The organism is Acinetobacter sp. 40AMC3-4 (assembly GCF_049898185.1).
Lineage (GTDB): Bacteria > Pseudomonadota > Gammaproteobacteria > Pseudomonadales > Moraxellaceae > Acinetobacter.
Genome location: NZ_JAFCXG010000028.1, coordinates 1 through 5,448, shown reverse-complemented (window position 1 = coordinate 5,448; position 5,448 = coordinate 1). Strand labels below are relative to the sequence as shown.

Here is a 5,448-nt window from a genome sequence, read left to right as displayed (position 1 = left end):
GCGAAAGCGAGATTCAATAGAGTTTGAGCGAAGCGAAAACCAAGGGCAATTTTTTACTCCCTGGGCTTTTAATTATTTTTAAGCTTTTAAATGCTTTTAATTAAGCTGTAATCCTTTATACACAAGGGTTTCAGAGCCAATAAAACTAGGTTTATCGACCCATAAAACTAGGTTTATCGACCCATAAAACTAGGTTTATCGACCCATAAAACTAGGTTTATCGACCTTAAAACTAGGTTTATCGACCCATAAAACTAGGTTTATCGACCTTAAAACTAGGTTTATCGACCTCAAATCAAGATGATTTACAAATCAATTAAAATAGTCTATTGTACGACCTAGTTTAATTATAAATTTATTATTAGAAATGAGTGAATTAATCGTAAAGGATAATGCTTTAATTCAAGCTAGCTATACCCTAGATACAGTTGAACAAAGGCTGATCCTATTAGCCATTGCTGAAGCTCGAGAAACAGGGCATGGGATAACTGAAAATAGCCTTTTAGAAGTACATGCAAGTAGTTATATCAATACCTTTAATGTCGAGAAACACACTGCTTATACCGTGCTTCGGGATGCATCTAAAAGCTTATTTGATCGCTATGTCACGTATCATGACATTAATCCTAAGACTGGTAAGGATCGTAGCTTTCACTGTCGTTGGGTCGATAAAATTGGATATGAACCTCAATCCGGGATCGTTTTCCTACGTTTCACGCAAGACATTGTTCCACTCATAACTCGACTGGAAGAAAACTTTACTAAATATGAATTGGAGCAGGTTTCGAGATTAACTAGCTCTTATGCTATTCGGTTATACGAGTTATTAATTCAATGGAGATCTGCCGGTAAAACGCCAATTTTTGATCTATCGATCTTTAGACAACAACTTGGTGTCGAAGCTCATCAATACAAAACAATGAGTAATTTTAAAACGTATGTTTTAGAGTTTGCCCTCAAGCAAGTAAATGAGTTAACCGATATAACGGCTAAATATGAACAACATAAAAAAGGACGTTCAATTTCCGGTTTTTCTTTCAGTTTTAAGCAGAAAAAAACCAACTCTGACAAAGTAATTAAGGGAACGGATACATTAGCTCTTTTCTCCAAAATGAGTGATAAACAACGTCATCTCTTTGCCAACAAACTTTCTGAATTACCTGAGATGGGGCGATATTCAGAAGGCACCGAAAGCTACCAGCAATTTGCTGTGCGCATTGCAGAAATGCTTCAAGATTCTCAAAAATTCCAAGAATTATTCCCTTATCTTCAAAAAGTTGGCTATCAAGCTGCCTAAAATTTATACTTGATCATTTGTCTATTAGGCAGTCTAATAGACAACAACTTTTGACAGAGTTAGGCATAGATTTACAACATGAAAAGCCTTACAGTTCTTGAGCTTTCTAAGCTTTACAATATCAATAGACAAACGATTTACAACAACATAAAGAAAGGAATTTTAAGTAAAAATTCTGATAATAAAATTGATCTAGCCGAGGCTATCCGTGTTTTTGGTGAACCTTCAAAAAAACTAGATGTAAAAGAGTCTGTAAAAATAGACAGTCCAAATTCGGCAGAAGTTTTACTACTTAGGCAACAGATAGACATGCTGAAAAATCAACTTGATGATGCAAAAGAGCGTGAATCCTTTTATCAAAATCAAATTGAGATGATGCAACGTCTACTGGAAGCACCCAAACCAAAGATCCAAGAGCCTAGTGAACCCGAACTCCCTAAATCAGCTCCCATTGTAGAAATGAAGGAAGAGGTGATAGTAGTTCCACCAAAAGAGAACAGATTAACTACTCCAGAGAACAAACGTATCCCTGTTCCAGAACACGTTGAGCCTGAACCTAAAAAAAGGGGTTTCCTGAGCCGTTTTTTCCTTCCTTATGGTTAGCCAGGACTCCAGTTTTTTGATGAGCCAATTTCAGTGCAAGCACATGAAATAATGACTCATCAAAAAACCGGATGAGGTTTATTAAAACTGAACAAAACCGTGGAACATTGCTTAAATAGTAAGCGTGGAACATGAAAAATCATTAAAAAAGCCCAACTGAGTGCAGTTGGGCTTTTTTGTATACGATAAGACTATGATTTATATAGAATAAAAAAGAGCATTTCGTATAAGGTGTATTATGTTAATTTTAGGAAAACTTATAATCAGAATAATTAACAGCCACTGTTTTATTGGTAGCTATTAATTATTTAAAGGATTGTAATTTTTACCTATGAGTACTTTGATCTTTTGTTTTCCAAAGAGAGTATAGAATTCCTGTAAACAAGATGATGAACGTGATCGAAAGGGAGACTGGCGGTGGAATTTTTGCTATACCTAATCCATCAGCTATAAAAATTTTTGATCCAATAAAGACTAACAATACTGCTAATGCGTACTTCAAATAATGGAAGCGGTCGACCATTGCTGATAGGGCAAAATATAAAGCACGTAATCCCAAAATTGCGAAAATATTTGAAGTATAAACAATAAATGGATCTGTCGTAATCGCAAAAATCGCAGGAACACTATCTATTGCAAAGATCAGATCTACAAATTCAATCATGATCAAGGCTAGAAAAAGTGGTGTCATAAACCAGGTTAATTGGTTAGTTTTTGGATCAATCTTTTTCACCCAGAACTTCTCTGCATGAAGCTGCTCAGTGACACGAAATCTTTTTTTAATAAAGTTCAAAATAGGAGAATTTCCGACTTCATATTCTTTATCAACACTTAGCCACATTTTTATCCCTGTAAAAATAAGAAAGGCTGCAAATATATAAAGAACCCATGAAAATTGGCTGACCAGTGTTGCGCCCACGCCAATCATGATAGCTCTTAGAAAAATTACACCTATAATTCCCCAAAATAAGACTCTATGCTGATAAATTCTTGGTATCGAGAAATATGAAAAAATCATTGCAATGACAAAGATATTATCCATCGCTAATGATTTTTCAATTACAAAACCGGTTACATAGTTAATCCCTGCCGTGGGTCCGAGATACCACCACACCCATGCGCCGAAAAGTAAACCTAATGTAATATAAAATGCTGATAGTGCTAAGCTTTCTTTAACACCAATCTCTCTTACCTTACGATGAAATACTCCAAGATCTAGAATAAGCAGGACAAGTACAATAAGGATAAAGAAAATCCACATCCAAACAGGTTTATCTAAAAAATTCGAAAATAGAACGTCCATAGTTTTCCTCTGCTTATACTTGAACCGTACCGGGTTTGTCGGAGATTTTTTGATTAAAGAAAGAGTGCAGTATTTCTATTTGAAGCTGCAATCTTTGACGCAATTTTGAGTTTAGTGAAGTTTGAATCAGACATTTTTTCTCAATACATGACGATCTCTAATCTTAACTTCAATTAAATGCTCAAATAAAAGAGTAATTATAAATGAGTCCTTGCGATTTAAGTTATTCATCGTCTTTGTGATGATCATTATCGAATAGCTTACAAGTAAAAATTATTGCTAATATGACTAGGCTAGAAGAAATACCAGCATATAAGTTGGCTAAAGTTCCACCAAAAACAACAAGATCTTCTAAAAACAAGATGACTATAACTATAATAGATACATGTAATATAATAAGTTTTAGATCATGAAACTTATTAATTGATAGTGTCTTAAGAAAAGAACTATTGTCAAAAATAGCTTGTTGAATAAATAATTTATAAAAACCTGCTGAAATTAAATGAAATGTAATAGCAATTAACGAGACATCGAGGATTTTTAAAAATTTAACAACAACTATTTTTACTTCAAAATTAGTTGCATATATATTTTTTATAATAAAAATTATTGCATCAATTAGAAGATATATAGTTGATAAATATAAAAAAATAGAAGATATTATGCAATTTATAATAACTATAATAACTAAATATCTACTCTTTTCAAAAAAATTTTGTAGCACTTGATAACATCCCTTAAAATGAGGCTTTGTTGCATAAATATGTAAGCACCTGATTTAAATAAATTTAATTTTGGATCAAAAAATAATCAAAACTTTTAAAATCATATAGTTATGATATCTTTGTGCAACAAAGCCGTCCAGTACTGGAAACTACATCATAACCTCTCTGATTAACTGAATCAGCTAATTGTCCTAAGGTCATCATAGCTACATAAAGTTCCCAATTCTTCCTGTTAAATGCCTTAATTCTGCAATAGGCATTCCCCAAGAGAGTTCTTTTTCAAACCATTCAATAGATTCACCTAAAGACTTAATAATATCGAATTGGCTCAATGCCATGATTGATTTCCTATCACTTATAAATTAAAGAGCTTACGATCACGTTCATCAGTCAAATACTTGTCCATCTGTGCAATCAATTTTGCCCGGGCCTGTTCATCTTCTTCAGTGATTTTTAGCATACAAGATCCGATTAGAATTTTGCGTCTAGTATCATCTTTACGAGCCTGTTCTTTCTCTTTAGCACGTTCTCTTGCAAGTGCTGCCTGTCTTTGAGCTTTAAGCTGTTTCAGCTTTTCTTCCTGGGCTTTAATTTTGCTGTCTAGTGTTTCAGTAACGCTCATTAATCCAATACCATCATCCTGGGAAACCATCCCTAACATAAGCGCACTTGAATATGCATTCAAGGTGCTATATGTATAGTAATGTTTTCCTCGAAGAGCGCACTTATGCAAACTTCGTTTGCAAGTCCGATTGGGGTCTCCCCAATACCCCGACAACCGTATGCACGGTCGTAATTCACTACGTGAAAATTTAAAAGCGAAAAACAGGCATGGCGATTTACCACTTTTCAGTTAAAACCGTAGCACGATCTGCAGGGCGTTCCGCCACTGCTGCAATCGCCTATCGGGCAGGTGAAAAGATTTATTGCGAACGCGAAGGCCGGGAACATGATTACAGCCGAAAAACCGGTGTGGAACATAAAGAGATTTATTTACCCGAAGGCGCACCAGAGCATTTAAAAAACCGGGAAAGACTCTGGAACGAAGTGGAACAACGGGAAACCCGAAAAAATTCAACAGTCGCCCGGGAATTTGAAATTGCCTTTCCCAGTGAACTGAACCAAGAACAACGTCTGGCCATGCTTGAAGAACTATGCGCCAGCATTGTGGACAGACACCAGGTGGCAGTCGATGCCTGTATCCATGCACCGCATACCGGATCCGGCAGTGATGAACGCAATTATCACGCGCATATCCTGATGAGCACACGCAAACTCACGCCAGAAGGCTTTACGGATAAAACCCGGGAACTGGATCAGAAACACAGTGGGGAAATCGAGCACTGGCGCGAACACTTTGCCGATATCTGCAATATGCACCTGGATATGGCCGGATCCACCGCCCGAGTCGACCACCGCAGCTACAAAGACCAGGAGAATGGTTTAGAAGCCACGCTGCACGAAGGGCCGAAAGTCACCGAACTGCGCCGAAAAGGGATTGAGACCGAAATCAGCCGAAG

At 36.3% G+C, this 5,448-nt stretch carries 7 protein-coding genes; 3 read left to right on the top strand and 4 right to left on the bottom strand.

Features of this window, described 5'->3' with window-relative positions:
* Positions 1–367 precede the first annotated feature (367 nt).
* Together repM and ACP7BU_RS15280 are read left to right on the top strand one after the other, a co-directional pair.
* Positions 368–1,297 (top strand): replication initiation protein RepM, encoded by a 930-nt coding sequence (gene repM, locus ACP7BU_RS15285; protein WP_127262067.1) that lies wholly within the window; start codon positions 368–370, stop codon positions 1,295–1,297.
* A 78-nt stretch (positions 1,298–1,375) separates the two neighbouring features.
* On the top strand, positions 1,376–1,900 hold the full coding sequence (locus tag ACP7BU_RS15280) for a plasmid replication DNA-binding protein (protein ID WP_127262066.1): 525 nt from the start codon (positions 1,376–1,378) through the stop codon (positions 1,898–1,900).
* A gap of 325 nt (positions 1,901–2,225) precedes the next feature.
* On the opposite strand, the gene ACP7BU_RS15275 is transcribed toward ACP7BU_RS15280, so the two are convergent.
* The 4 genes from ACP7BU_RS15275 to ACP7BU_RS15260 all read right to left on the bottom strand — a co-directional run bounded on the left by ACP7BU_RS15275 (position 2,226) and on the right by ACP7BU_RS15260 (position 4,550).
* The gene (locus tag ACP7BU_RS15275; RefSeq protein WP_004761028.1) at positions 2,226–3,203 is read right to left on the bottom strand and encodes a TerC family protein; all 978 of its coding nucleotides are present in this window, start codon (positions 3,201–3,203) and stop codon (positions 2,226–2,228) included.
* 223 nt (positions 3,204–3,426) lie between these two features.
* Complete coding sequence (locus ACP7BU_RS15270; RefSeq protein ID WP_425880202.1) at positions 3,427–3,927, bottom strand: YqhA family protein; 501 nt, start codon at positions 3,925–3,927, stop codon at positions 3,427–3,429.
* Positions 3,928–4,134: 207 nt separating this feature from the next.
* Positions 4,135–4,266: a hypothetical protein gene (locus ACP7BU_RS15265; protein ID WP_254894336.1), complete on the bottom strand. Its 132-nt coding sequence runs from the start codon at positions 4,264–4,266 to the stop codon at positions 4,135–4,137.
* Positions 4,267–4,283: 17 nt separating this feature from the next.
* A complete protein-coding gene (locus tag ACP7BU_RS15260) occupies positions 4,284–4,550 on the bottom strand; it encodes a hypothetical protein (protein WP_006581723.1) in 267 nt (88 codons plus the stop codon).
* A 209-nt stretch (positions 4,551–4,759) separates the two neighbouring features.
* On the opposite strand from ACP7BU_RS15260, the gene mobQ reads away from it, so the two are divergent.
* Positions 4,760–5,448, top strand: a 689-nt coding sequence (gene mobQ / locus ACP7BU_RS15255) for a MobQ family relaxase (RefSeq protein ID WP_425880201.1), incomplete at its 3' end; no start/stop codon positions are given.

What these genes read in the sequence shown, in the direction of transcription:
- repM (WP_127262067.1), top strand. Translation starts at nt 368, where the DNA reads ATGAGTGAATTAATCGTAAAGGATAATGCTTTAATTCAAGCTAGCTAT.
- ACP7BU_RS15280 (WP_127262066.1), top strand. Translation starts at nt 1,376, where the DNA reads ATGAAAAGCCTTACAGTTCTTGAGCTTTCTAAGCTTTACAATATCAAT.
- ACP7BU_RS15275 (WP_004761028.1), bottom strand. Translation starts at nt 3,203, where the DNA reads ATGGACGTTCTATTTTCGAATTTTTTAGATAAACCTGTTTGGATGTGG.
- ACP7BU_RS15265 (WP_254894336.1), bottom strand. Translation starts at nt 4,266, where the DNA reads ATGGCATTGAGCCAATTCGATATTATTAAGTCTTTAGGTGAATCTATT.
- ACP7BU_RS15260 (WP_006581723.1), bottom strand. Translation starts at nt 4,550, where the DNA reads ATGAGCGTTACTGAAACACTAGACAGCAAAATTAAAGCCCAGGAAGAA.